This window comes from Pandoraea iniqua, assembly GCF_902459685.1.
Classification (GTDB): domain Bacteria; phylum Pseudomonadota; class Gammaproteobacteria; order Burkholderiales; family Burkholderiaceae; genus Pandoraea; species Pandoraea iniqua.
Genome location: NZ_CABPSF010000003.1, coordinates 842,560 through 867,352, shown reverse-complemented (window position 1 = coordinate 867,352; position 24,793 = coordinate 842,560). Strand labels below are relative to the sequence as shown.

At 63.4% G+C, this 24,793-nt stretch carries 15 protein-coding genes; 11 read left to right on the top strand and 4 right to left on the bottom strand.

What is annotated here, in order from left to right; translation table 11 throughout:
- Positions 1-57: 57 nt before the first annotated feature.
- From PIN31009_RS14805 to PIN31009_RS14775, 7 genes are all read left to right on the top strand, one after another.
- Positions 58-1,416: an MFS transporter gene (locus PIN31009_RS14805; RefSeq protein WP_150790728.1), complete on the top strand. Its 1,359-nt coding sequence runs from the start codon at positions 58-60 to the stop codon at positions 1,414-1,416.
- 8 nt (positions 1,417-1,424) lie between these two features.
- Entirely contained in the window at positions 1,425-2,192 is a 768-nt protein-coding gene (locus tag PIN31009_RS14800; RefSeq protein ID WP_150790727.1) for a LamB/YcsF family protein, read from the top strand.
- A gap of 204 nt (positions 2,193-2,396) precedes the next feature.
- Positions 2,397-3,083, top strand: a complete 687-nt coding sequence (locus PIN31009_RS14795; protein WP_246185700.1) for an RNA polymerase sigma factor — start codon at positions 2,397-2,399, stop codon at positions 3,081-3,083.
- 164 nt (positions 3,084-3,247) lie between these two features.
- Positions 3,248-3,964: a secretin and TonB N-terminal domain-containing protein gene (locus PIN31009_RS14790; protein ID WP_174997181.1), complete on the top strand. Its 717-nt coding sequence runs from the start codon at positions 3,248-3,250 to the stop codon at positions 3,962-3,964.
- Entirely contained in the window at positions 3,954-4,457 is a 504-nt protein-coding gene (locus tag PIN31009_RS14785) for an RNA polymerase sigma factor (RefSeq protein WP_150790724.1), read from the top strand. Before PIN31009_RS14790 ends, PIN31009_RS14785 begins: the two co-directional genes overlap by 11 nt.
- 180 nt (positions 4,458-4,637) lie before the next feature.
- Entirely contained in the window at positions 4,638-5,636 is a 999-nt protein-coding gene (locus tag PIN31009_RS14780) for a FecR family protein (RefSeq protein ID WP_174997179.1), read from the top strand.
- A gap of 198 nt (positions 5,637-5,834) precedes the next feature.
- A complete protein-coding gene (locus PIN31009_RS14775; RefSeq protein ID WP_174997177.1) occupies positions 5,835-18,056 on the top strand; it encodes a filamentous haemagglutinin family protein in 12,222 nt (4,073 codons plus the stop codon).
- A 140-nt stretch (positions 18,057-18,196) separates the two neighbouring features.
- On the opposite strand, the gene PIN31009_RS14770 is transcribed toward PIN31009_RS14775, so the two are convergent.
- A complete protein-coding gene (locus tag PIN31009_RS14770; protein ID WP_150790721.1) occupies positions 18,197-19,120 on the bottom strand; it encodes an aromatic alcohol reductase in 924 nt (307 codons plus the stop codon).
- Positions 19,121-19,157: 37 nt separating this feature from the next.
- On the opposite strand from PIN31009_RS14770, the gene PIN31009_RS14765 reads away from it, so the two are divergent.
- Positions 19,158-19,604, top strand: a complete 447-nt coding sequence (locus tag PIN31009_RS14765; protein WP_150684384.1) for a winged helix-turn-helix transcriptional regulator — start codon at positions 19,158-19,160, stop codon at positions 19,602-19,604.
- 1 nt (position 19,605) lies between these two features.
- On the opposite strand, the gene PIN31009_RS14760 is transcribed toward PIN31009_RS14765, so the two are convergent.
- A complete protein-coding gene (locus PIN31009_RS14760; RefSeq protein WP_150790720.1) occupies positions 19,606-20,067 on the bottom strand; it encodes a GNAT family N-acetyltransferase in 462 nt (153 codons plus the stop codon).
- Between the two features lie 222 nt (positions 20,068-20,289).
- Between PIN31009_RS14760 and hutG the strand changes: the two genes are divergently transcribed.
- Together hutG and hutC are read left to right on the top strand one after the other, a co-directional pair.
- Complete coding sequence (gene hutG / locus PIN31009_RS14755; protein ID WP_150684382.1) at positions 20,290-21,099, top strand: N-formylglutamate deformylase; 810 nt, start codon at positions 20,290-20,292, stop codon at positions 21,097-21,099.
- A gap of 114 nt (positions 21,100-21,213) precedes the next feature.
- A complete protein-coding gene (gene hutC, locus PIN31009_RS14750) occupies positions 21,214-21,984 on the top strand; it encodes a histidine utilization transcriptional repressor HutC (RefSeq protein ID WP_150790719.1) in 771 nt (256 codons plus the stop codon).
- A 34-nt stretch (positions 21,985-22,018) separates the two neighbouring features.
- Here the strand turns inward: hutC and PIN31009_RS14745 are convergent, their stop codons facing one another.
- Positions 22,019-22,984 carry a DMT family transporter gene (locus PIN31009_RS14745; RefSeq protein WP_150790718.1) on the bottom strand — a complete coding sequence of 322 codons (966 nt, stop codon included), beginning with the start codon at positions 22,982-22,984 and terminating at the stop codon, positions 22,019-22,021.
- 114 nt (positions 22,985-23,098) lie between these two features.
- Entirely contained in the window at positions 23,099-23,725 is a 627-nt protein-coding gene (locus PIN31009_RS14740; RefSeq protein ID WP_150790717.1) for a TetR/AcrR family transcriptional regulator, read from the bottom strand.
- Between the two features lie 212 nt (positions 23,726-23,937).
- Here PIN31009_RS14740 and PIN31009_RS14735 point away from each other — a divergent pair, with 212 nt between their 5' ends.
- Positions 23,938-24,651, top strand: a complete 714-nt coding sequence (locus tag PIN31009_RS14735) for a class I SAM-dependent methyltransferase (protein WP_150790716.1) — start codon at positions 23,938-23,940, stop codon at positions 24,649-24,651.
- Positions 24,652-24,793 lie beyond the last annotated feature (142 nt).

Genomic DNA, 24,793 nt, shown 5'->3' with positions numbered 1-24,793 from the left:
GGAGGGCGGTGGCTTTCAAAAGCGACCGCGCAGGCATATGGAGATGAAGGGAAAAGAATGGAAACGTCTACAGTAGGAACGCAAAAAGGACTGCCGGCGCAGCCAAGCACCGGTGCCGGCGCTGGCACCGTTACCGTTACCGGCGGCGAGAAGCTGTCGCCCTGGCGTGTATCGATCATCGCGTCCATGGGGTCGGCGGTCGAGTACTTCGACTTCGCGCTTTATGGCGTGCTGGCCGTGATGATGAGCGGTCACTTTTTCCCGACCACGGACGGACTGGATGCCTTGCTGGGAACGCTTGGCATCTTCGCCAGCGCGTTTTTCGTTCGACCGCTGGGTGGCGTCTTTTTTGGCTGGCTGGGTGACCGCTTCGGCCGCAAAAAAACGCTGCTGACAACCGTTTTGGGGATGGGGGCAGCCAGCGCCTGCGTTGGTCTGCTGCCGACCTACGCCACTGCGGGTATCTGGGCACCGATTCTGCTGCTCGTGTGCCGTGTGATCCAAGGCTTCTTCGCGGGCGGTGAAGTCAGCGGTGCCGTCACCTATATTGCCGAAGTGGCACCGGCGAACCGCCGCGGTATGTTCGGCTCATTCAACCCGGCGGGCGTCGGTATCGGTACCGGCAGCGCAGCGTTGGTGGCCGGTATTGTCGGCCTCGTTCTCGGCGCCGACGACATGCGTGAGTGGGGCTGGCGTATTCCGTTCCTGCTTTGCTTCCCGCTGATTCTGCTGACCGTGTGGGCACGTCAGCATCTTGAAGAGTCGCCGAAATTCAAGAGCGCCCAGAAAAGCCACGCGCCGGAGAAGGCACCGCTTAGCGACGTCATCTCGAACCACGGGAAGTCGTTGTTCCGCGTCGTGGTCATCGCAACCGCGCAGAACGCCTGCGCCTACCTTGGTCTCGTGTATTTCAACATTCACCTGACCAAGGTGATGAATTACCCCAGTCAGATGGTGTATTGGCTGATGGCGGCAGGCCCCATTTTGTCCGCGCTTCTGATGCCATTCTTCGGCCGGCTGTCTGATTCGGTCGGGCGCCGTCCGGTGCTGATTGCCGGGTATGTGGCTTACGTTGTTTTCACACCGCTGGCGCTGTGGATGACGTCGCAAGGGGATTTCAATCTGGCAATTGCGGCCGTCTTGCTCGAATTCTTTGCCTTTGCCATGGTTCAGGCCGTCGGCTATCCGTTGTATGGGGAGTTGTTCCCGACGCATGTGCGTTACACCGGCGTATCCGTAGGCTTTAACCTTGGGGCCATCTTGGGGGGCGCATCGACGCCCTACATTTCCACATGGCTGGTTCAGCAGACCGGTGACAAGACGTCGCCCGCCTATTTCGTCATGGCAACCGCAGTGTGCGCACTGATTGTGTTCTTTACCATGCGTGAGACGGCGCAAGATAACCTCGAAGACTAAGGTCCACTATGAAGACGATCGACATCAATTCAGATATGGGGGAGGGCTTCGGGTCGTACACCATTGGTGATGACTTGGAGATGCTGTCCATTGCCTCTACGGCCAATATGGCGTGTGGTTTTCACGCCGGCGACCCGTTGATCATGGCAACGCTGTGTGCTGCCGCAAAGGAGCGAAACGTTGCCGTTGGCGCGCATCCGGGCTATCCCGATCTGGTCGGCTTTGGCCGCCGCCATATGGACATGAGCGCCAAAGAGCTCGAGGCGTATTTTGTTTATCAAATCGGCGCTGCCGATGCGATGGCCAAGGCGGCCGGGCATCGCCTGACTCACGTGAAAGCGCATGGCGCGATGGGGCATCTGGTGGCAGACGATGAAGATGCGGCAGAGATTTTTATCAACGCCATTCGCAAGCTGAATCCGGAACTCATCCTGTCGACCATGGCTGCGACCACGTTGTGGCGTGTCGGTATGCAGAGCGACCTGCGTGTCATTTCCGAGATTTATGCCGACCGTGCTTACACCGACGACTTCAAACTCAAGTCGCGGAAATTACCCGGTGCCGTGATTCACGACCCCGATCAATCGGCAAAGCATGTGCTTGCCATGGTGACCGAGGGTTGCATCATCGCGGAAAGCGGCAAGCGACTTAACGTGGCGATTGACACCGTGTGCGTTCATGGCGACAGCCCCAACGCCATCGGGATGGCCAGCGCGGTACGCACGGCGTTGGAAGGTGTGGGCTATAAGATTGCGCCGTACGCCGCCACCCACTAAGGCCTGAAAGGCGGTCGGTCGCGCTCCGCCCGCGGCCGGTCCCCCCGCGTTACAAAATAGTGTGCGGTTTTCCCCGTCGCCAATCGTCTTGTCATTGAAGCCGTAGTCAATGGCAGAGCGAAACGTTCATCGGTAACGGGGGCACACAATGTTCGCGCAAGGCAAGCGGGGAGAAGCCGGTCTACGGGAGCGGCTGCCGTGGAAATGAGCACCGGGTACGAATTAGGTCAACCCGGGGAGGCTGGGGAGGTCGGGGCGGTCACGGATGTGGCGGCAGAGCATCGCCACAACGGTGAATCCGGCCGGGAGAATCCCGCCGGTGCGCAGCTACGCGAGTGCCTGACGTCGAACTACGACCGGCTGCTCAGCCGTCTGTCGCGGCGCCTCGGCTGCTCCGATACCGCGAGCGACAGTCTGCACGAAGCTTGGGTGCGTTTGGGCAGCGCCATGCTGCCCGACGCCATTCGCAGCGCAGAGACCTACGTTTACCGCATGGCCTACAACCTCGCCGTCGACCAGATGCGCGGGCGGCGGCTGTGGACCTCCGTCACTGACGAGAACGACTTCTTCGACATCGTGCCCGATCGCGGTCCCGGGCCGGAAGCCGTGGCCGATGCCCGTTCCGAGTTGGCGGCGCTGGCCCGCGCACTGGAGGATATGTCGGGTCACCACCGGCGTGTGCTCGTAGAGCTGCGCATCGACGACCTCACGCGCGAGGAGGTGGCGGCGCGCTACGGGCTTTCGCTGCGAAAGGTCGACACGCTCCTGCGCCAGACACTCGACTACTGCGCAATGCGCACGGGACGTACGGCGCACGGCGGTATTCGCAACGAGCGTCGCCCGGCACGGCGTGCCACGATACCGCCCTGTGTTGATAGCCAGCCGATGTAACAAATAATTCATATCGGACTGCTAGCCTGCGCGATGACTTCTATTCCGCACGCTACCCATAGCGGCCGCTATCGGCCCGGGCCCGTTGTGCGCCCAACGAAGCGGACATGCTCAGAACCATAGCGACAAGCGTTCCGCGGTCGATATTGCTACTGTGTCTCGCGATGATCAGCATTAGCGCTTGCCCTGCCCGTGTCTGGGCGACGACTGCCGTTGCCGGCATCGTCGCCGGTATCGACGTCGATACCGACGCATCGGGTGAGGCGCTGCTGCGGTTCGACATCCCGTCGCAGTCGCTGCCATCCGCGTTGGAATCCTACGGCGCCTTCGCCGACGTCTCGCTGCTCTACGACAGCTCGCTCACCGCGGGACGTGTCTCCACGCCGGTGCAAGGTGACATGAGCGCACGCGCAGCACTCTCCCGATTGCTCGACGGCAGCGGTCTCGTGGCCCGCTACACGGGACCGAAGTCGGTGACGCTGGTCGCCGGTCGCACAAACAGCCCCGACACCGATGGCGATGCCGCATTCGATCCGGCGGCCGCGCGCCGCTACTTCGGACTGATACAAACTCGCGTGCACGACGCATTCTGTGCGCAGCCGCTTCTGGCGCAGGGCGCGCGCCGCGTCGCCTTCCGGCTATGGGTCGGCACGAGTGGTGTGATCGGGCCGGTGGCACTGCTCGGGTCCAGCGGCGATCCGGCCACCGACGCGGCGGTCGTGAGCGCACTTCAGGGGGCGAGCGTGGGCGAGCCTGCGCCGCCTGCGCTGGCGCAGCCCTTTACGTTCGTGGTGCAGCCCCGCGCCTCCGGGCGTAACTGGGGCTGTGACAGCGACACGGCGACGGATGTCCCGAGGCCGGGGAGATCGCATGGCCGATAGCAGCCGCGCTACCCTCCGCGAATTGCTGGTTCAGCGCTACGGACAATTGAAGACGTTGCTTTCGCGCAAGCTCGGCTCGTCCGATCTGGCGGGCGATGCGCTACAGGACACTTGGCTGCGTCTGGAGAACAACGAGAACATCGATTCGGTGCGAAATCCCGGCGCCTATCTGTATCGCATGGCGTACCACGCGGCGATTGACAAGCAGCGTGCGGAAGACCGGCGGCTTAGCACCGGTGAGATCGAAACCATGTTCGATCTTGTGAGTCCGGCACCCGGGCCGGATCAGATTGCCGAGGCGCAATCCGAGTTGGGCGAACTGGCCCGCTTGTTAGAGTGTATGCCTGCGCGCCGCCGCGAGATTCTGCTCGCGGTTCGCCTCGACGGACTCGCGCAGCGCGAAGTGGCGGAGCGCTTCGGCATCTCGCTTCGGCTCGTGGAACTCGAACTCAAGCGGGCGCAGGAATTCTTCTTGGAACACATGGACAGGTAGCGACGCGCGCCACGGCACGGAAACATGACAATCGTGCGACGGCGCAAAAAAATATTGAAAAATTTTGCGGTTTTCCGCGGCTTTATCCGTCATGTCATTATGACGCGCCGTAATTCGGTCGCCCCCGAGGCGGCAGAGCGAGGGCAGACCGCTGGCAGAGGATTGGCAGACACATCGCACATGAAGGCAGCACCCGACACTTCTACCCGGCCCGCCACCCCGCGCGCCTTGCAGCAGGACGCCCACGCGTGGGTGCGACGGCTCACGTCCGGTGAGGCGACCGTTGCCGACGCGCAGGCGCTTCAGCGCTGGTGCGAGGCGAGTCCCGCGCATGCGAGCGCGTTTGCCGAAGCACGACGCCTGTGGCGCGACCTTGGTCCAGCGGGAGAGATGGTGCGTGCGCGGGCGGCATCGGCCGCGACGCACTCGCCGCGCATGACGCGCATGAGCCGCCGATGGTTTTTGGGCGGAGCGCTGGCGTCCGCCGCCGGGGTGGGCGCGGCCGTCGTCGCGCCGGCGGGCTTCTGGGGCAGCATGACCGCCATGGCCGGTGCCGACTACCGCACGGCCACGGGAGAGCAGCGCCAGATTGCCATGGGCGAGGGGGTGACGCTCGACCTGAACACGCGCACGAGCATTGCCATGCTGACCGGCGCGGGCCCGCACCAAGGCGTGGATCTGCTAGATGGCGAGATTGCCGTGGATAACACCGGGAGCGCCGGCAACGCGGCAGCGTTCGTGGTCGAAGCCGGTAAGGGACGCGTGACGGGCACCCGGGCGAATTTCGAAGTTCGGCATCTGGCTTCGCAGGTCTGCGTGACCTGCGTCTCGGGCAATGTCGGTGTGTCGCTGGGCAGCCAGCGCGTGGCGCTCGCCGCGCAGCAGCAGGTGACATACGAAGGGCAGCGTCTCGGTGCGGTGACATCGGTGGACACCACGGCGACGTCGGCATGGCGCAACGGCGTGCTCGTGTTCCGCGATACGCCGCTCGTGCAAGTCGCGGACGAGATCAATCGTTATCGCAACGGGCGTGTGGTGGTGTTCGACAACCGGCTGGCGCAAAGCCGTCTGAGCGGACGCTACCGAATCGACCGTCTCGGCGAAATCTTCGCGCAGATTCAAGAGGTGCTCGGTGCCCGGGTGACGCACTTGCCGGGCGGTATCGTGTTGGTGGGGTGAGCTTGTTTGGGTGAGCGAACGCAAAAAGTTCGCGTGAGGTTTGCGGGATTGGGCGACGAGCGTCGTCATCACAGGGAAGGGCGCTTGTCCCCGTGAACGGGAGGGCGTCTGCTAACCGATTGCCACTGCAAACCCGACATGCCATCGAACTCGCAACCGACGCTTCTTCCTGCTTCTTCTGGCTCACAAGACCGTGATTTGCGACGTGCGCAACCGCGCCGACGCCTTGGCCGTGTGATCCTCAACCTGCATCGCAAACCGTTGGTTCAGGCGGCGGCGCTCACGTTGCTGGCCTCGTCCGCCTCTTCCGCCGCGCACGCGCAGCAAGCCTTCAGCAACGCGTGGTTTGGTGCACGCGGTGCCGCGCAGGCGACCGCCACGCAGACAGGACGCCTGCCCAACGGTGCGCCGGTGAGCTCGCTCATGGACCCGTCGGCACAGCAGCAACAGGCCAATGCGCAGTTGCAGACGTCGATTGCCAATCTGAGCACGGCAGCACAAAGCATCGCCGCGATGCAGGCCGCGCAGGCGACTGCGCGCGCAGCAGCGGCAAACACGGACGCTACGATTCCCGACGGCTTGTCGGAGGGTGGTCTCAAGGTCGATACCAACAGCCTCACCAAAGGCTGGATCAATGCCAACGCGCCCACACAGACCGCGACGGGCGGCAAAACCAACGTCAACATTCAGCAGACTGCCGACAAGGCGATCTTGAACTGGGAGACGTTCAACGTCGGGCGCAACACGTCGGTGAACTTCCAGCAGCAAAGCGACTGGGCAGTGCTCAACCGAGTGAACGATCCGCAGGCGCGTCCGAGCCAGATTCAGGGCCAGCTTCACGGCGACGGTACGGTGCTGATTCTGAACCGCAACGGTGTGATCTTCGGTGGCACGAGTCAGGTCGATACGCGCAACCTCGTGGTGGCAGCAGCGCGCATGAGCGATGCGCAGTTCACGAGCGGTCTCTATGGCGCAAACGGTACGACACCGAGTTTCACCGATGCACTGGGCAAGGTCGAAGTACAAGCCGGGGCCACGATCGCCACGCGCACCCCGACGTCGGTCACGCAGGGGGGCGGGTACGTGCTGCTGCTGGGCAAGGAAGTGAGCAACGCGGGGGCGATCACCACGCCGCAAGGGCAGGTGGCGATGGCTGCGGGCGACAGCTTTGTAATCCGCAAGGGCGTGGGCACCGATGCGAATACGGCATCGACGACGCGCGGTAACGAAGTCTCGCCGCAGTTTGTGGCGCAAAGCACGGCAGGCAAGGTCGTGAACACGGGCTTGCTGATGGCGCCGGAGGGCGACGTGACGATGGCGGGCCGGGACGTGCAGCAACTGGGCGTGGCAGTCGCGACGACGACGGTGAACACGCGCGGCACGATTCACCTGCTGAACTCGGCGAGCGACACGCTGGGCAAGGTGACGATGGGCAGTGGTGCGCTCACGTCGGTGCTCATCGGCGATAACGGTGCGACGGCGCTCGACAGCCAACGCGCGGCCATGATTCAAGACGCCGCCGCACAGGATTTGCTGCGCGCGGGCGCCTCGACGGGATTGTTCGACAACCTGTCGAAACTGTCTGACCGCCGCGATCAATCGCGTGTGGAGATCGTGAGTGGCGGCAATGTCGAATTTCAGGGAAATTCGCTGACGCTTGCCACGGGCGGTCAGATCGCCGTAAGCGCGACGAACCGCAGCTTTGTCGGCACGGGGGCACAACTCGATGTGTCGGGCGCAGTCGGTGTGTCGTTGTCGATGGACAGCAACAACGTCAAAGTGAACGTGCAGGGCAACGAACAGCGCGACGCACCGGGCAACCGCGACAACACTGCGCTGAACAACGCGAACGTGTACATCGACCGCCGCCGGTTGATCTACGTGCCGGCCTCGGTCGGTGGCTATGCCAACCAGCGCTGGTACACGGGCGGCGGCCTGCTTGAAGTGGGCGGCTATCTGTCGAACGTGGCGCACGGCATCGGCGAGTGGGCGGCACAGGGCGGCACGGTGACGCTGGGTGGCACCGAGGTGGTGACGCAGACGGGCGCGTCTATCAATCTCTCGGGCGGCTCGTTGAATGTGCAAACGGGGTATCTGAACCAGTCGTGGCTCAAAGGCTCGGACGGTCAGATTTACAACGTCAATACCGCGCCCGCGAACCTGATTTACACGGGGGTGTACACCGGGTTTAGCGTGGAGCACCCGCGCTGGGGCACCACGGCGACGGAGAGCTACGCAAACCCGCTGATCGCGCCGCAACGCCTGCTGCAAAACGGCTACACCGTCGGGCGCGACGCGGGCCGCCTGACGATCTCTGCGCCTACCGCAGTGCTCGAAGGCAATGTGATCTCGAACGTGTACACGGGGCCGGTGCAGACGCAGGCGCGTCCGGCGGGCCTCACCGACGGCTATTCGCTCAGTCAGTTTGCGGTGGCGCGTAGCGGCTCGTTCTCGCTTGGCCAGTACACCGGTGTGGGACGCACCGATGCCTTCGCGAGCGATGTCGTGATCGGTGCCATCGACGACATCACGTCAGCCATGAAGGTCGGTGATGCAATCGACGCCGCCCGCAAGAACACGGTCTGGATCGACGCGGCACGCCTGAACGGTTATGGCCTCAGCGAGATCGATCTCGTGACGCGTGACGACATCGCCGTCAACGGCGACCTACGGCTGGCCAATGGCGGCCGCCTGAATCTGGTGGCGCCGCAAGTCGACATCAGCGGCAATGTCACCGTGCCGAGTGGCACCGTCAACATCTCGAACCTGTTCAATCAGGCAGGCAATCTGTATCCCGTCGCATTGATGCGCCCGGACGATACGTCGAGCCTCACGCTGGCCTCCGGCGCGAAGATCGACACACGGGGGCTGTGGATCAACGGCACGACCGAGCCCGGCGCGATGTCGGGTGCGGCGTTCCTGAACGGCGGCAATGTGACGTTCGATGCGACGGGTGACGTGACGATTGCCGACGGCAGTGGGATCGACGTGTCGTCGGGCGGCGCGATTCTGGCGAACGGCAAGACGCGCGGCGGCACAGGCGGCAACGTGACGCTGATTGCAGGCGATTCGGCGAGCAATCACCCCATTACCGTGGGCGCGCTCGATCTGAACGGTCAGATTGTGGCGTATGGCGTGAACGGCGGCGGCAAGCTCACCATCTCCACGCCGGACGGCATCCTGATCGGCAACAACGCGAGCCTGTCGGGCGGCACGCTGGCGGCAGGCACGTCGGCCAATGTCTCGGTGAAGCTCGCGCAGCCGTACACCGTGCCTGCCGGCACACCGCTGCCGTTCTCGACGGTCGACATGCACCTCAGGCTCGTGTTCGACGTACCGACGCCGGCCCCCATCGACGTGGACAGCGGCTTCACTGGCGTGATTACCGGTGCCGCTTGGGTGGTGCCCGCGGGTGTCACGCTCATGACGCGGCGTCCGCCCGGACAGTTCGGATACGACTACTGGTCCACGGGCCAGACCGTGCCTGCCGGCAAAGATGTCTTCGGCTTCACCGGAACGATTCCCACCGGCACGGTGATTCCGTCGAATGTCTTCACGTCGCCCTTGCCGGTATTGCCGTACAAGGTGGTCTACACGGCAGGCACCGTCAGCAGTGTGGCGGTGACGTATCCGGCCGGTGCCATCGTGCCCGCAGGCACGGTTTTCTCTCAGGACGTTGCTGTGTTGCCGGTGCCGGTATTCAACGCGGGCGGTTCGACCGGCGGCGCGACGTTCTTCAACGCGGGCTTTGCCAGCTACGACATCAACGGCGGTCAGGGCGTGCGGGTGGACAACGGCGTGACGCTCGCGCCGACCATGCCCGTCTATCGCTTCAATGCGGCCAGCGTGAATGCACGCACCGGCAGCGATCCGTCCAAGGTGATGGATCTGGTGTTGCCGCCGCTCTTTGCCGAGAACGCGCAGACCGACACGCTCACGCAACGCGGTGGGGCGAGCATCGCACTTCGCTCGCTCGGGCGCGACTATCAGGGCAATCCGACCGGCTCGGAAGTCTCGATCTCGAAGGGCGCGTCGATCGTCGTCGATCCGGGGCAGAGCATCACGCTCGATTCGTTCAGCAAGATCACGGTCGACGGCAGTCTGGTAGCTCACGGCGGCAAGATCGCCCTCACAAGCGAAGCCGACAACGTGCTGCCCTCGGCGCGCAATTTCGACAACTCGGGCAACAACCTCGGCTGGGCGATCTGGCTTGGACCGACCGCCAGTCTCGACGTCTCGGGCTTCGGCTACACGGCGACCGACGCCTCGGGCCGCACTTACGGCACGGTACTCGATGGCGGCAGCATTGCGCTCAACGGTGGGCCGTCGTTCGTGATCGTGCGCCCGGGGGCGGCGTTGAACGCCGACGGCACCGCCGTCTCCGTCAATACGGCGACCGTGTCCGGCCAGCCGTCGAATGCGGCGGGCAGCATGATGCGCGTCTCTAACGGCGGGGCCATTTCGCTCGCCTCGACCAGCGGGCTGCTGGTCGACGGCAACTTGCATGCGAAGTCCGGTGGTGCGGGGGCGTCCGGTGGCGATCTGTCGCTCTCGCTGCTTACGCCAACGTTCCAAGACAGATCGAACGCGATTCCCGACAGGGCGCTGGTGGCGAGCCAATTCACGGTGACGCAGGCACGCAGCACGCCTGTCGTCCTCGCCGGTCCGCAATCGTTGGCGGCACTGCCGTTCGGTTATGCCACGGTGAGCGCCGATCAGATCAAGGACGGCGGTTTCAGTTCCGCGTCGCTGCTCACCACCGACTACCTGATTTTCAAAGGGGACGTGACGCTTTCGCTCGACAAGAGTGTGAAGCTCATGGCAAATGCCATCACGTCGTCCGCGCCGTTCGCGGGCACGCAGCCAGCCACCAGCAACAGCGTGCGCATCGCCGCACCTTATGTGAGCCTCTCGGGCACACCGGCGATCTATCAGGACGGTTACCGCACCGGCTCCATCGGCAACCCCGATACGACGAATGTGCCCACGACGGCGACGTTCGAGGTCGATGCCAATCTCATCGATTTCCAGGGGCCGATATCGTTCTCGGCCAATACCCGGTACCTGGATGCGTCGTATCAGTGGGTATCGACGCCTGCCGCAGGCTTTCGCACGGCGCGTTTCGTCAGTCAGGGCGATATCCGGTTCCTGCCGACGCCGTCGCTGGACTCAGGCACTTCGCTTGTCACATCGTGGGACTTCGATTTCCAAGCTGCGCAGGTGTATCCGGGCACAGGGGCCGTTGCGAGTATCACGGCGGCCAACAGCAACCCGAACTACAACGGTACGATCCGGTTCGGCCGCACGACCGACACCTTGCCGGATCAGCCGATGTCCGTGTTCGGCACGCTGATGATGACTGCGCCGACCATCGAACAAGGCGGCGTTCTGCGCGCCCCGTTCGGCAAAATCTTTGTCGGCCAACTCATGGCGTCGGGGCGAGGGGGAGCGATCCTCCCTCAGCAAATCGATTTTCTGCCGGGCAGCGTGACATCGGTTTCGACCGACAGTCTGACCATGCCCTACGGCGGCACGTTCGACGGTGTGACCTACAACTACAACGGCGCGGCCCTCAACGCCGCGTCGACGGTAGTGGCCGGGGGCTTCACGTTCGGGGGCTACGGCATCGGGTCCGGCATTCGCATCCGGGGCAGTTCGATCAACGTCGACAGTGGCGCGGTGCTGGACCTCTCTGGCGGGGGCTCACTCACCGGTGCGGGATTCGTCTCCGGGCGCGGTGGGTCGGTCAATGTGCTGACCACGCCGCTCGTCAACGCCAACCCGACCATGACGCTCAGCAAAGCGGGCGACAAGGTCTATGCCATCGTGCCCGGCTACGCGTCGGCATATGCACCCGTCTCGCCGGAGAACGGGGCGGGCGATCCGGCCGTCGGGCAACGCATCACTATCGGCGATGGCGTACCGGGCCTGCCCGCAGGCACGTACACGCTACTGCCGTCGAACTATGCGCTGCTGCCGGGGGCTTACCGGGTCGAGATCGGCGGCACCGGGCAGAATCTTCCGACGAGCGCGACGGCGGCGGGCAACGGCACCTATCTGGTCGCCGGCTATACCGGCATCGCCAACACCTCGGTGCGCAGTCAGTTGCCGTCGACGTTGCTGGTGACGCCCGGCACGGCGGTGCGCAAGTATTCGCAATTCAACGAGCAGAGCTACAGCGACTTCCTGACGAGTCAGGCGGCGCAGTTTGGCGGATTGACGCCGATGCTGCCGCGCGACGGCAAGGCACTCGACGTGGTGCTGACGATGCCCGCGACGCCCGCGACGATACCGACGGGGTCGGTCTTCACCTTCGACGGTACGGCACGATTCAATGCTGCGCCCGGGGGAATCGCCGGGCAGGCGGCGGTGGAGCAGGTCGGTGAAATCACCACGGGCACCCGCACGGCAGCGTTTGCGGGCGTGTCGGTGGCCGCCGGTGACTTGACCGCCATGGGGGCCCCGCGTCTGAGTATCAATGGCTATCCGGCATTCCTGTCCAACACTGGCTACTTCATGTTCGCGACCAGTGGCGGCGCGCCTGCGGATCTCTACGTTCGCGACGGCGTCAACCTCTCGGCCGGCGAGATCTTTCTCGTGGGCAACAACGTGAGCGTGGGCACCAACGTGACGTTAAGCACCATCGGCAAGGGCACGGCGCCGTTCGACACGGCATCGACCGGGGCGCCGTACACGTCCAGCTATACGGTGCTCGGTCTGTCTAACGGCGACGTCGAGTTCTCTGGCTCACAGAGCAGCACCGGCACCATCAGCATTGGCAGCGGCTCGGGCCTGTTCGCGGAGGGCACGCTGGCCTTCTCGACCAATGGTGCGTCGACGCTCGATCCGAGCGCACGTTTTGGCGCACGCAATATCCTGCTGGCCGTGGGGTCGTTAAACGTCGGCGACGCGGCGCAAGTGGCAGCCGCCGGGAATCCCGCGGGCGTGCTTTTCAATCAGGCGATGCTGACGACGTTGTTGCAAGGCGATCCGTCTAGCGGAGCGCCCGCGTTGCAAAAGCTCACACTGGGCGCGGCAGGCGCGATCAACGTGTTCGGCAACAGCGGACTCGATGCCCGTGGATCGGGCGTCAATCTGGTGCTCAAGGCCCCAGCCATCTATGGCTATGGCGCGTCGGGCGATCACGTGACGATCGCTGCCGACCAGATCACATGGAACGGTGTATCAGGCACGAGCGCACCTACCATTGCTGCCGGTGGCCCGGGCACGGGAATGGGCAGCCTGAGCCTTGTGGCGAAAGAGATCGACCTCGGCACGTACGTGTCGACCGACGCGACGAACGTGACGCGCACGATCTATGGTTTCAACAACGTCGACCTGACTGTGAGCGACCGGATCGTCTCTGCGGGGAATAGCGCGCTCTTCGTTTATCAGGCGCCGAGCACACAGAGCGGCGATGTTTTCGGACAGAGCGGCACGGGCGGCAATCTCACCCTCGTCACACCGCTCGTGACCGGCTCGCCGAAGTCGATCATGCGCTATGCGACTGCCGGGGCGTTGAACATCGTCGCTCCGCAAGGGGGCGCGCCGAGCGCGGCGACGTCCACCATTGCCGGGGCGGAAATCGATCTCACCGGCGACAGTGTTCGCATTGGCAGCACCGTACTGCTCCCGAGCGGCAAGCTCGTCGTGGATGCCACGCACGACATCATGCTCGACGGCAACAGCCGCATCGATCTGAGCGGGCAACCGGTACAGATTCAGAACGCCACCGTCTACGGTTTCGGCGGTACGGCGATCTTCTCCAGCGCGCAGGGCAGCCTCTCGCAGGCGGCGGGCGCCACGCTCGATGTGTCGGCGCAGAACGCCAACGCAGGCGAAGTGACGATGAACGCCAGTCAGGGAACGCTGACGCTCGGCGGCACACTGCGCGGCAGCGCGAACCCGGGATTCCTCAGTGGCGATTTCAATGCGTCTGCGGGCACGTTTGCCGACTTTGCCGGGTTGAATGCCTCGCTCAATCAGGGCGGTTTCTTCGACGGCCGCAGCTTCGTCCAGAAGCAGGGCGATCTCGTGGTCGGCGACGGGGTGAGGGCGCACAACGTCGGCATCTCGGTGGACGCCGGCAGCCTGACGGTAAACGGCACGATCGACGCGTCGGGGACGTCGCCGGGCACGATCCGCCTGTCGGCGGGCAATGGGCTCACGTTGGGCGGTAGCGCCGTGCTCGATGTACACGGTAAGACGTTGCAGGTCGACAGCTACGGTGCGCCCATCGAGGCGAAGAACCGGGGCCATATCGAGCTGAGCGCCGCTGGCGGCACCCTGACGCTCTCGCCGGGCGCAACGCTCGACCTGAGCACACCGGACGGCCGCGCGTACGGGGACATCGTCCTCAACGCGATGCGCACGGGCGAGACGTCGGGCGATATCGCGATCAACGCCCCGGGCCCGCTCACGATTCGCGGTGCGCAGAGCATCGCGCTCAACGGTGTCTGGACGTACAACCTGCCGGGCGGCAGCACCATTTCGCAGGGAACGCTCGACACTTACGACGCCGCCAGCCAGACCTTCATGAACGCCGCGGCCGGCAATGGCGCCCTCTCGGCGCGCACGGTGGGTCTGTCGGCGTATGGCAGCACCTACCACCTGCGACCGGGCGTGCAGATCGCTTCTGTGGGTGATCTCTCGACGATTGGAGACATCGATCTGTCGAAGTACCGCTATGGACCGGGGGCAGACCGGGATCCGAATTCTCCGACCTACGGCGCGGGTGAGCCGATGGCGCTGGTCGTGCGTGCGGGCGGCAACCTGACGGTCAAGGGCAGCATTTCCGACGGGTTCCAAGCATCGAGCGGCGCACCGGCCACGTACTCGCTGATCGACGTGACGACGGCAAGCGGGTTTGCGAAACAAACGGGCAGCGATGGCAGTCATGCGTTCACGTACTGGTTCAACGAGACGAGCGACGTCTATTTCGCCACGGCATGGACCGTGCCCAATACCGCCTTTTACAACTGGTGGACGCAGAATTGGTGGGGGCCGTATGTCGACAGCAACGGCGTGTCGTACAACCCGGGCGATACCATTCCCGCAGGCACGACGATCAGTGCGCAGAACAGTTACGGTTTTGGGTTCGACGCGAGCAACCTGCCGCAGCTCTATGCGATGAGCAGCCCGGCCGTCGCACCCAGCCCGGCGACATCGTCGCAGGCGACCATGCTCGCCGCTGGCTCGCGCTCGGCGTCGATCCGGCTGGTGGGCGGTGCCGACCTCACGTCGGCGGACCAACGCGCACGCCAGAGCACGCGGGCGCTGGCCGGACAAGGTAACGTCACGCTGAGCGATCCGTCGTACAACAGTTCTCTCGCCGGCAAGTATTTCAGCGTGCTGCGTACCGGTACGGGCACGCTCGATATTCTGGCGGGCGGCAGCTTCAGCGAAGCCACGCCGTATGGCGTCTACACGGCGGGCACTGCCTCCGCGCCGGTACTTGCCGCCGACGGTTCGAACCCGTACGACCTGCCGGGTGCGGCGAGCGGCGGCGGCCTTCATGTCTGGTATCCGGAGCACGGCGGCGACGTGCTGATCTCTGCACAGCAGGACATCACCGGCAACATCCAGATTGCCGACAACAGTCAGCGATACGACGACAGCAACTACACGGCGAACTGGCTGTGGCGTCAGGGCGGCAGCGGGGCGACCAGCGATCTGGGCGCATGGGGTATCAATTTCGGTTCGATGGCGGTCATGAGTCAGTGGGACCGTGTGCCGAGACTTGTCGGCTTTCAAGGGATCGGCACACTCGGCGGCGGCAATCTGAGCGTGATCGCAGGCCGCAACGCTGGGGTAATGTCGGCGAATAGCGCGACGATTTCGCCCGGGCTCGATCTGGCGGTGGCATCGACTGGCCGTGTGCTGGCCGACGGCACCATTGTGCAGACGGGCGGCGGCGATCTGACGGTGAAGGTCGGCGGCATGCTCAACGGGCGCCCGTCGACGGGGCGGTCCGACGCGGTGTCGGACTATTTCGGCTCGGTCACCGATTTGCGCGGGAACACAACGATCGATGCTGGTTCGGTGGGTGCGACCGCGGCGTTTGGCAACGGCAGCTACTGGAAGAGTTTCGATCCGCGTGCGATGGATGTGACCGTTATCAAGGGGGTCACGCAGACGCGCGGCCCGACGATCATTCCGGGCGACGGCACCGTGAGCGTGACCACGCGCGGCGATCTCGTGATCGGTGGTGTGGGCGACGCGGGCATGCAGACGAATCCGGTCATCGACGGTGCTTACTTCACGAACAGCGCCGGGGCGATCGGCAAGGGCGGTGCCACGCAATTCACGCTCTGGACGCCGACGTCGGGCATTCGCTTGTTCACCGCAGGCGGCGACGTGATGCCGCTTCAGGGCGACCAGCAGGGTAATGCCACGACCAATAGTGCTTCAGGCTACTTCCCGGGCAGCCTGAGCGTGGTGGCCGCCAACGGCGACGTGCGGTTCGCGACGCCGATGGGGCCCTCGGATCCGAACTCCAGCATCGAATTGATTTCGTCACCCGTCGGTCAGTTGCAGATTCTGGCCGTGGGCTCGATCTACGGGCAAGGGGCAACGGTTTCGCTGTCGGGGGCTGACATGGGCAGTCTTGCAACGCCGCAGCGTCCGTACTTCCAGACCATCAGCGGTGGCACCTCCAACGCGTCGGCAGATGCGCAGATTCGCCTGATCGCGAACAGCCCGTATGCCTTTGGCGAGGACAACGTCTCTACGCTGCTTCATGCGAATGACCCGCTGCCCGCGCTGGTCTTCGCGGGCAAGGATATCGACGATCTGAGCATCGGCCAGACGCTCAAGCCGATGGTCGATAGCGTTCGCCAATTCTTCCCGACGCACAGCGTGTGGTACGTGGCCGGCAAGCCTTTTCAGGTGATCGCCGGGCGAGATATCGTCGGCGTCGGCACGGTGCCCGATACGTTCCTGAACCTGTCGGATAGCGACATCACGTTGATGCAGGCCGGGCGCGACGTCATCTATCAGTCGGCCAATATTGTTGGCCCGGGCCTGTTGCAAATGCAGGCGGGACGCAATCTGTATCAGGGCTACTACGGCGCGCTCTCCAGTGTGGGCGACGTGGTGCATCCTTCCAATACGAGCGGCGGCGCGGACATTTCGGTGCTCGCCGGTGTGGGCGCGAACGGCCCGGATTACGCGAGCTTCGGCAAGTTGTATTTCGACCCTGCCAACCAGTTGCCGAGCGGCACGGTGCTGGCCGGCAGCGGCAAGGTGGTGCATGCCTATGGTGACGAACTCACGCAATGGCTCAAGAGCCGTTTCGGCTACACCGGCACGTCGGCCGATGCGCTGGGCTACTTCCTCGCATTGCCGAAGACGCAGCAAGGCGTGTTCGTGCGTGAGGTGTACTTCACCGAGTTGCTGCTGGGCGGTCGCGAGTACAACGACCCGGCCAGCCCGCGCTACGGCAGCTATCTGCGCGGTCGCGACGCCATCGCCACGTTGTTCCCGGCGACAGATGCGCAAGGCAATGCGGTGAACTACAACGGCGCGATCACGATGTTCAGCAGCATCACCGGCGTGAACAACGTGAACGGCGTGAACATTCCGGTGACGACCGACGCCGGTGTGCGCACGAACTTCGGCGGCAACATCCAGATGCTCAACCCGGGTGGCCGCACGCTGGTCGGCGTGGAGGGTGTCACGCCGGGAGCGAGTGCGGGCATCGTGACGCAGGGCGAGGGCGACATTCAGCTCTACAGCCGTGACAGCATTCTGCTGGGTCTTTCGCGCATCATGACGACCTTCGGCGGCGGCATTCAGGCGTGGTCGGCGACGGGCGACATCAACGCGGGGCGCGGCGCGAAGACCACCGTGCTCTACACGCCGCCCAAGCGCGTGTACGACAACGTGGGCGACGTGACGCTCTCACCGTCGGTACCGTCGAGCGGTGCGGGTATTGCCACGCTGGCACCGCTGCCGGAAGTGCCGCCAGGCGATATCGACCTCGTCGCGCCGCTGGGCACGATCGATGCGGGCGAGGCGGGGATTCGTGTGTCGGGTAATGTGAACTTCGCCGCGCTTCAGGTGGTGAATGCCGCGAACGTGCAGGTGCAGGGTAAGTCCACTGGCCTGCCCACTATTGCAGCGGTCAACGTCGGTGCGCTGACCAATGCGAGTGCGACGGCTGCGCAGGCCGCCACTGCCGCGCAGGATGCCATGGCGCGCGAGCGGGCGACGCAACGTCAGAACACGCCGTCGATCTTCACCATTCGCATGCTGGGCGGCACCGACACGAATGCACCGGCAGCTGACGCGAAGGGGGCTCCGCTCCCGCCGCAGGCCCGGGCTTACGATGCGTCGAGCGCTTTTCAGTTGGTTGGTAATGGGGTACTGACGGAGGCGCAGAAGATGCAGTTGACGCGCGAGGAGAAGTCGCACCTTTGACGTTTGAGGCGCTATGTGAGGAGCCGCCAGCGGCATGCTGGCGGCTCTTTTTTTGATTGGGTGAGGGCGTTGGTGTCGTCGGGTTTCTGAACCTGTTTCCCGTTCGCAGAGAGGTTGCGCGCCAACTCAACAAGTGATTTTCACGGAGTCGACAGTTTTCTATCGCGCCACTCACACAACCACGCCGCAAGATCGGTAACGTTCATCCCCAGTTTGCTGTTAAGCGTCTGATCTTTCGGCCACGCAACGCCATCTTTGCGGGCGAAGGCGAGCCGGTACTTGCCCATCATGTCGTCGGGGTGTGCGGCGGCATCGGCGTTCAGTTGCGGCACACTCAGGCGTTCTCGCTTGAAGGGACGATCAAGGACGGACGTCAACGTGTCGGCCAGTTCGTCATACGTGAACGTGTCGCCTGCCACATGGACGACCTGATTGTCGAAGTCGCGCCACGAGGCCGCGATGAGCGCGGTCAATCGGCCGATGTCTTGCGGTGTGGTGACGGTGAGCGCGTAGTCCCAGTCGCCGAGCGCGCGTACGACGCCTTGTTCGAGATCCACCAGACCAAATTCGGGAAGCACGACGAAGCTCGTGAACATTCCCGTCGAGACGATGGTCCAGTGCACCTTGCGCTGATTGCGCAACATGTCGCGAACGTCTAGTTGTTCGTCCCACACATCCTGACCGCTGCCTCGGCCGACGACGTCGTAATCCACGCCGAATTGCCACGGGATGTAGTGCGTGACACCCGCGGCCAACACGGCGGCCGTGATCTTGCGTTGCGTGCCGAGACCGCCGACGAAGCCGGTGCAGCAGATGATTTGATCGAAGCCGGAGAAGATCGTCGCCAAAGCGTCCTCGGTAGCGACCGCGAGATCAGCTTCGACAATGCTTATCTGAAGTTCGCGCATCATGGCGGCGCTGCCGGAACCCGGGCGCAACAGCACCGAAACGGAGGCTACTTGGCCTGCGTCGCGAAGCTTGGCGAGCTCACGTAACACGCATGCGCCGAGTTCTCCGGCGCCCAGCACGAGGATGGCGCCATTGGACGCGTTTTGAATGGTCATTTGCAACTCCTGTTGAGTTGCGAATAATAGGAGCGTTATGAACCCGCGAGAAGAAGGCACACCCGTGATACTGCCGCCGTCCCCCTCATTCGAAGAAGCTGTGCAGCAGTCGCAAGCCGCCTGCGACGCCTTGAGCGACGTGGATGACACGCTCAAGCGCGAGATACTCGCGCACGCCGGAAATCGCTGGTCGCTTGGCGTGGTGCATGCCTTGGGCGTGGCCGGCACGTTGAGACATGCTGAACTAGCGCGTAGGCTCGATGGCGTGACGCAGCGCATGCTGACGCGCACGTTGCGTCAGTTAGAGCGCGATGGTTTGATCGCGCGGCAGGACTATGGCGAAGTGCCGCCGCGCGTCGATTACCGCCTGACAGCGTTGGGGCGGGGGCTGCTGGTAGGGATGCTGCCGCTTTGGCGGTGGGTCATCGACAATGCGGCAGATTTTCGTGATGCACGGCAGCGCTACGACGAGAAAACGTCCTGATTTACAGCGATTTGCGATACACAACAAACCCCGACTTCTCTGCGACCTGATCGTAGAGGCGCATTGCCGTCTGGTTCGTCTCATGCGTTTGCCAATAGACGCGCTCCGCCTTCGCTTTCTTCGCTTCGCTGTAAACCGCTTCAATCAACGCGCGCCCCACGCCTTTGCCACGCGCTGAATCCAGCGTGAAAAGGTCCTGCAAATAGCATATCGGTCCCGCCATGGTCGTATGGCGGTGATACAGAAAATGGACCAAACCGACGATTTTCCCGTCCGACACTGCCACCAAGGCGTGCATCGGCTCATAGCCGTCAAAGAAGCGTCGCCACGTCAGTTCGGTGATTTCTTGGGGAAGGGCCGTTTTGCCGACACGGCCATAAAACTCGTTGTACCCATGCCAAAGCGGCAGCCAAGCGTCGAAATCCGTTGGCACCACGTAACGCACTTCCAATGAATCGTTCATGACTCGTGTACCCGGTTAAATGATGGATTCGAGTGTAAAAGTGGAAATTCGCGCCGACGAGAGCCAGTGCCTCGGGGATTCATGGCGCCACGCGCGCCACCACGCTGCTAGCGATATTTCGGGGGGATCGATGGCAAGTCGCCCGGAGAGGGCTATTTCGTCGCGCTTGACGGAGGCGTCTTTCGCTAGCAGAGTGACCCAGCACCTACCCAATCCGACATCATGCAGACAAACGAACCTCCTTTCCGATTCCGGCAGGGCACCCGACCGCTTCTGATCTCGATGCCGCATGTGGGAACGTATGTGCCGCCGGATCTGGCGGCGCGTTTTACCGACGCCGCCCGGCACGTACCGGATACCGACTGGCATCTTGAGCGTTTGTACGATTTCGCCGACGAACTCGGGGCTTCTGTGCTGGTCGGCACGCATTCGCGCTACGTGATCGACCTGAATCGCCCGCCAGATAACGCCAGCCTGTACCCCGGCCAAAGCGTGACGAGCCTGTGCCCGACCGACATGTTCGACAACACGCCGATCTACGCCAAACCCGGCGATGAACCCGACGAGGCGGAAATCGACGCACGCCGTAAAGCCATCTGGGAGCCGTATCACCAGCAACTCGCCGCCGAACTGGCGCGCATTCGCACCGTGCATGGCGTAGCCGGCTTGTGGGACGCCCATTCCATCTGCTCCGTCGTGCCCCGTTTTTTCGACGGCAAACTGACGGATCTCAACCTCGGTACGGGCAAAGGCAGCAGTTGTGCCGAACGATTGGGCGAGCGGCTGCTGGTCGAAGCCAAGGCGGCCACCGGCTTTACCAGCGTGCTTAACGGGCGTTTCACCGGCGGCTACATCACGCGCCACTACGGACAGCCCGCGCGCAATGTGCATGCAGTTCAGCTCGAAATGACGTGGTCCTGCTACATGGAGGAGCACCCCCCATTCGAATACGCGCCGGAGATTGCGAAACATATCGCGCCACATTTGCGCCGCATGCTCGAAGCCACGCTCGATTTTGTGGAGGGGCGCTGAGTCGCTGAGTTGCGGATTCGCTCCGACGGGCGATTCATGAAAGACACGGTATCGGGACGATAGGTGATATAGACATGAATTATCATGTGCACACAATCCTTGCCGTCCCGATCCATGCCTCCGTCGAAATCCAACGCGAATACTGTGCCGACCTCGTTCACTAGCGGAAAGCCGTCCGCGCTCTACCAGCAGGTGCGAAATTACATTGAAGGCAAGATCGCTGCCAAGGAATGGGTGCCGGGTGACCGCGTACCGTCCGAGCAGGAGCTGGTCGAGCTGTTCGGCATTTCGAGAATGACGGTCAACCGGGCGCTGCGAGAGCTTGCGAAAGAAGGGCGCGTCGAGCGCGTGGCCGGTGTCGGGACCTTCGTCGCGGAGCCTCGCCCGCAATCCACACTGCTGCATATCGCGAATATCGCCGAAGAAATCCGGCGGCGTGGTCATCGCTATCAATGCCACGTGATCTCGGTGGAAAGCGTGCCGGCCACCCCCGAGATTGCCGGCGCCATGGGCCTCCCGACGGGACAACTGATCGCCCATTCGATCTGTGTGCACCTCGAGAACGAAGTGCCCGTGCAACTGGAAGACCGGTACGTCAACCAGTTCATGGCCCCGGACTTCGTCAATCAGACATTCACGAACGAAACACCCGCCGCGTTCCTCCTGCGAGCGGTGCCCGTCGACGAGATCGAACACATCGTCGACGCGACGCTGCCCACGAAGAAACAGGCCTCGCTGCTGCAAATGGACCCGACGCAACCGTGTCTCGTGCTGTTCCGCAGAACATGGACCAAGGGCACGGTCGTCACGATGGTGCGTTGCTACCACCCGGCGAACCGCTACGTGCTGGGCAGCCGGTTTCCTGCGGATAGCGGCACGCGCTAACCGAGGCGGTGCATCGGCGAGGCCTTCTCAATGGTCAGGCCGGTGCAGCAACCTGCGCGCGTCGTGCGAGCTGCCGCAAATACATGTTGTTCAGCACCAGCGCAGACGCCGTTACCGCCACTCCGGCGATCTGCGCGCCATTCGGCACCGTGCCTGTCAACGCCGAGACGGCGAAGGCCGTCACCGGCACCACATCCATGAACAGCACCCCGTTCATCGGCCCCAGCGTCCGGTTGCCGGAGATCCAGCAAAGGATCGCGACAAAGCCCGCAATTGGCCCCATGTAAATCAAGTGCGGCACAACCGCGCCGAGCGACGTCAGGGTAGGCGTCGCGATGACGTGCGACAAGATCAAGACCACGTTCACACCGACAATCGTCGTCAGCCCCAGCCATGTCGTCAGCGCCGTGTATTTGAGCGCCGACCAACCGGTGAAATGGGCCGAACCGAACGTGTACACGACCCAGCAGAGGGCGCCGAGCAGGATCAGACCGCTCGCGGCGAAGTGCTGCGGCGCAAGCAATGCGGCATGCAAATCTCCACGCGTGATGACCAGCGCCACACCGGTAAACGACGCCACTACGAACAGCAACGAAGGCAATGGCGGCATCGATCGCCGCAACAGGGCGTTGACCACCAAGCCCATCATCGGCTGTGTCGCCATCATGACGGACGCATTCAGCGCGCCTTCATCGCCGCTCAATTGCTGGCCGAGGAAGACAAACGAACCGAAGCCGCAGAAGCCGACGGACCCGAGCAGCCACGCCAATGGCAACGACTCGCCATTGGTACGAAACCCGGCCGCGCCTTCTCGATGCAGCAACAAGAGGGCGAATGCCGCACCCGCGATCAGGTAGCGCAGCGACGTGAATGTGAACGGGTCGGTGTACCGGAGCGCGTCGGTCATGACGGGGAACATGGCCCCGATCAGCACCGTCGCAACGAGGCATGACGCGATGCCTTTCCAGTATCCGGATGACGAAGAAATTTGGGTTGCCATATTCGTGAATGATCGTTCTCAAAATAGGGAAATTTTTGCGGCAACCGGCATGTGTGGGATTCACTCGTGTCGGTTGCCGCAACGGGCTGGCTTCACTTCAAAGGCATCGCAACGTCATCGCAGGGCACGCAACCCCATATCGACGATAGAGACGAGGGCGGCCTCGTCCATGTCGGTTTTGCCGAGCACGCGGATGCCCTGCACCATGCACAGTAGAAAGCGGCCGACGTCTTCGGCATCCAGTGCACGATCGAATTGACCGGCTTGCTGGCCGCGCGCAATGGCAAGGCTGAACTGGGTCGCGATGCGTCGCAACGCGGATTCCACGTAGGGCCGTAGCACCCGGTCATCGGGCAGCAGTTCGAGCGCGGTATTGGTAATGAAGCACCCGTGCCGGTCGGCAAGGTTCACGTTCACGCGCGTGTAGTGCAGCAGGGCTTCGCGCAAGGCCTTTTCGGGCGGCAAGTCAGCCGCCAGTCGTTCTTTCAGCCGCGCAACGGCGCCTTCCGCATATTGCTCGAACGCCGCGACCAGCAAACCGTGCTTGTCGCCAAACGTCCGGTACAGGCTGCCCCGGAAGACGCCCGTCGCGTCGCACAGCGCATCCACGGGGGTGGCGTGGTAGCCATGCTCCCAGAACACACGTGCTGCTGCCTCGACGGCTTGATCGATATCGAACTCTCGTGGTCGCCCCCGCTCGGCGACGCGTGGCTTTTGTGAACGGGTAGTCGCAGTCGTCATGAACGCGATATTAGGACTGTTTGTTCCCAAAATCAACCGGCCAATCCATCAGGCATCGAAATATGTCGTCACGAGACTGCCGACATTGCGCGGGCTTCGTGGCTCGCCCACAATAGCCGGAGTTTTCCTGCGGCCGCGATGACACGATGACGCGGTTCCTACGGACTCTCAAGGTCTTGGCGTCTTGGCACTACCAACCATCGGGGCTGGGCTTGGATCTCAAAGAACTGGACATTCTCGGCGACGGCGTGGCCGATCACTGGTACTACCGCGCCAAGGCGCACGCGTTGACGACGTTGCTCGGCGCACCGGCGCATGAGGTGCTCGATATCGGTGCGGGCTCCGGTTTCTTTTCTCGCCACTTGCTGGCGGCCGGACTCGCGCAGCGCGCCTGCTGTGTCGATCCTTTTTACGCGAACGACTACGAGGAAACGGTCGGCGGCAAGCCGATCCTGTTCCGGCGCAGCATCGGGCAATCGAATGCCGATGTCGTCCTCCTGATGGATGTGCTCGAGCATGTCGACGACGATGTCGGCCTGCTGCGTGAATACGTGGCGCGTGTGCGGTCAGGCAGCCGTTTCGTCATCTCGGTGCCGGCGTTTCAAAGCTTGTGGAGTCCGCACGATGTTTTCCTTGAGCATCGTCGCCGCTACCGTTTGCCTCAGATCGAACAGGTCGCCACCGAGGCGGGCCTCGTCGTCACGACGGGATGCTACGGTTTCAGCACCTTGTTTCCTGTTGCCGCTGCGACGCGCTTTGTGGCCCGCGTGGCCACCGCAAACGGTGCGCCGGCGCGCTCGCAACTCAAGCGCCACTCGCCGTGGATGAACGCCACGCTGTACGCGCTGTGCCGTTGGGAACACCCGTGGATGGCGCACAACCGCGCGTTCGGTCTCTCGGCGTTCTGTCTTGCCGTGAAGCCGTAGCGATAGGGCGTATTGCCACGGCGTTGACAAGCCGTCGCCATGTCTACGCCATAAAGGTGCCCGGCCTATGGCGACGGGCGCGACAGACGTAGGGGACTGACAAGACGCGTTTGGCCTGTTAATATACGTTTCGTAGCTACTT

Coding starts and splice junctions, on each gene's coding strand:
- PIN31009_RS14805 (WP_150790728.1), top strand. CDS start 58: ATGGAAACGTCTACAGTAGGAACGCAAAAAGGACTGCCGGCGCAGCCA.
- PIN31009_RS14800 (WP_150790727.1), top strand. CDS start 1,425: ATGAAGACGATCGACATCAATTCAGATATGGGGGAGGGCTTCGGGTCG.
- PIN31009_RS14795 (WP_246185700.1), top strand. CDS start 2,397: ATGAGCACCGGGTACGAATTAGGTCAACCCGGGGAGGCTGGGGAGGTC.
- PIN31009_RS14790 (WP_174997181.1), top strand. CDS start 3,248: ATGATCAGCATTAGCGCTTGCCCTGCCCGTGTCTGGGCGACGACTGCC.
- PIN31009_RS14785 (WP_150790724.1), top strand. CDS start 3,954: ATGGCCGATAGCAGCCGCGCTACCCTCCGCGAATTGCTGGTTCAGCGC.
- PIN31009_RS14780 (WP_174997179.1), top strand. CDS start 4,638: ATGAAGGCAGCACCCGACACTTCTACCCGGCCCGCCACCCCGCGCGCC.
- PIN31009_RS14770 (WP_150790721.1), bottom strand. CDS start 19,120: ATGACCATTCAAAACGCGTCCAATGGCGCCATCCTCGTGCTGGGCGCC.
- PIN31009_RS14765 (WP_150684384.1), top strand. CDS start 19,158: ATGAACCCGCGAGAAGAAGGCACACCCGTGATACTGCCGCCGTCCCCC.
- PIN31009_RS14760 (WP_150790720.1), bottom strand. CDS start 20,067: ATGAACGATTCATTGGAAGTGCGTTACGTGGTGCCAACGGATTTCGAC.
- hutG (WP_150684382.1), top strand. CDS start 20,290: ATGCAGACAAACGAACCTCCTTTCCGATTCCGGCAGGGCACCCGACCG.
- hutC (WP_150790719.1), top strand. CDS start 21,214: ATGCCTCCGTCGAAATCCAACGCGAATACTGTGCCGACCTCGTTCACT.
- PIN31009_RS14745 (WP_150790718.1), bottom strand. CDS start 22,984: ATGGCAACCCAAATTTCTTCGTCATCCGGATACTGGAAAGGCATCGCG.
- PIN31009_RS14740 (WP_150790717.1), bottom strand. CDS start 23,725: ATGACGACTGCGACTACCCGTTCACAAAAGCCACGCGTCGCCGAGCGG.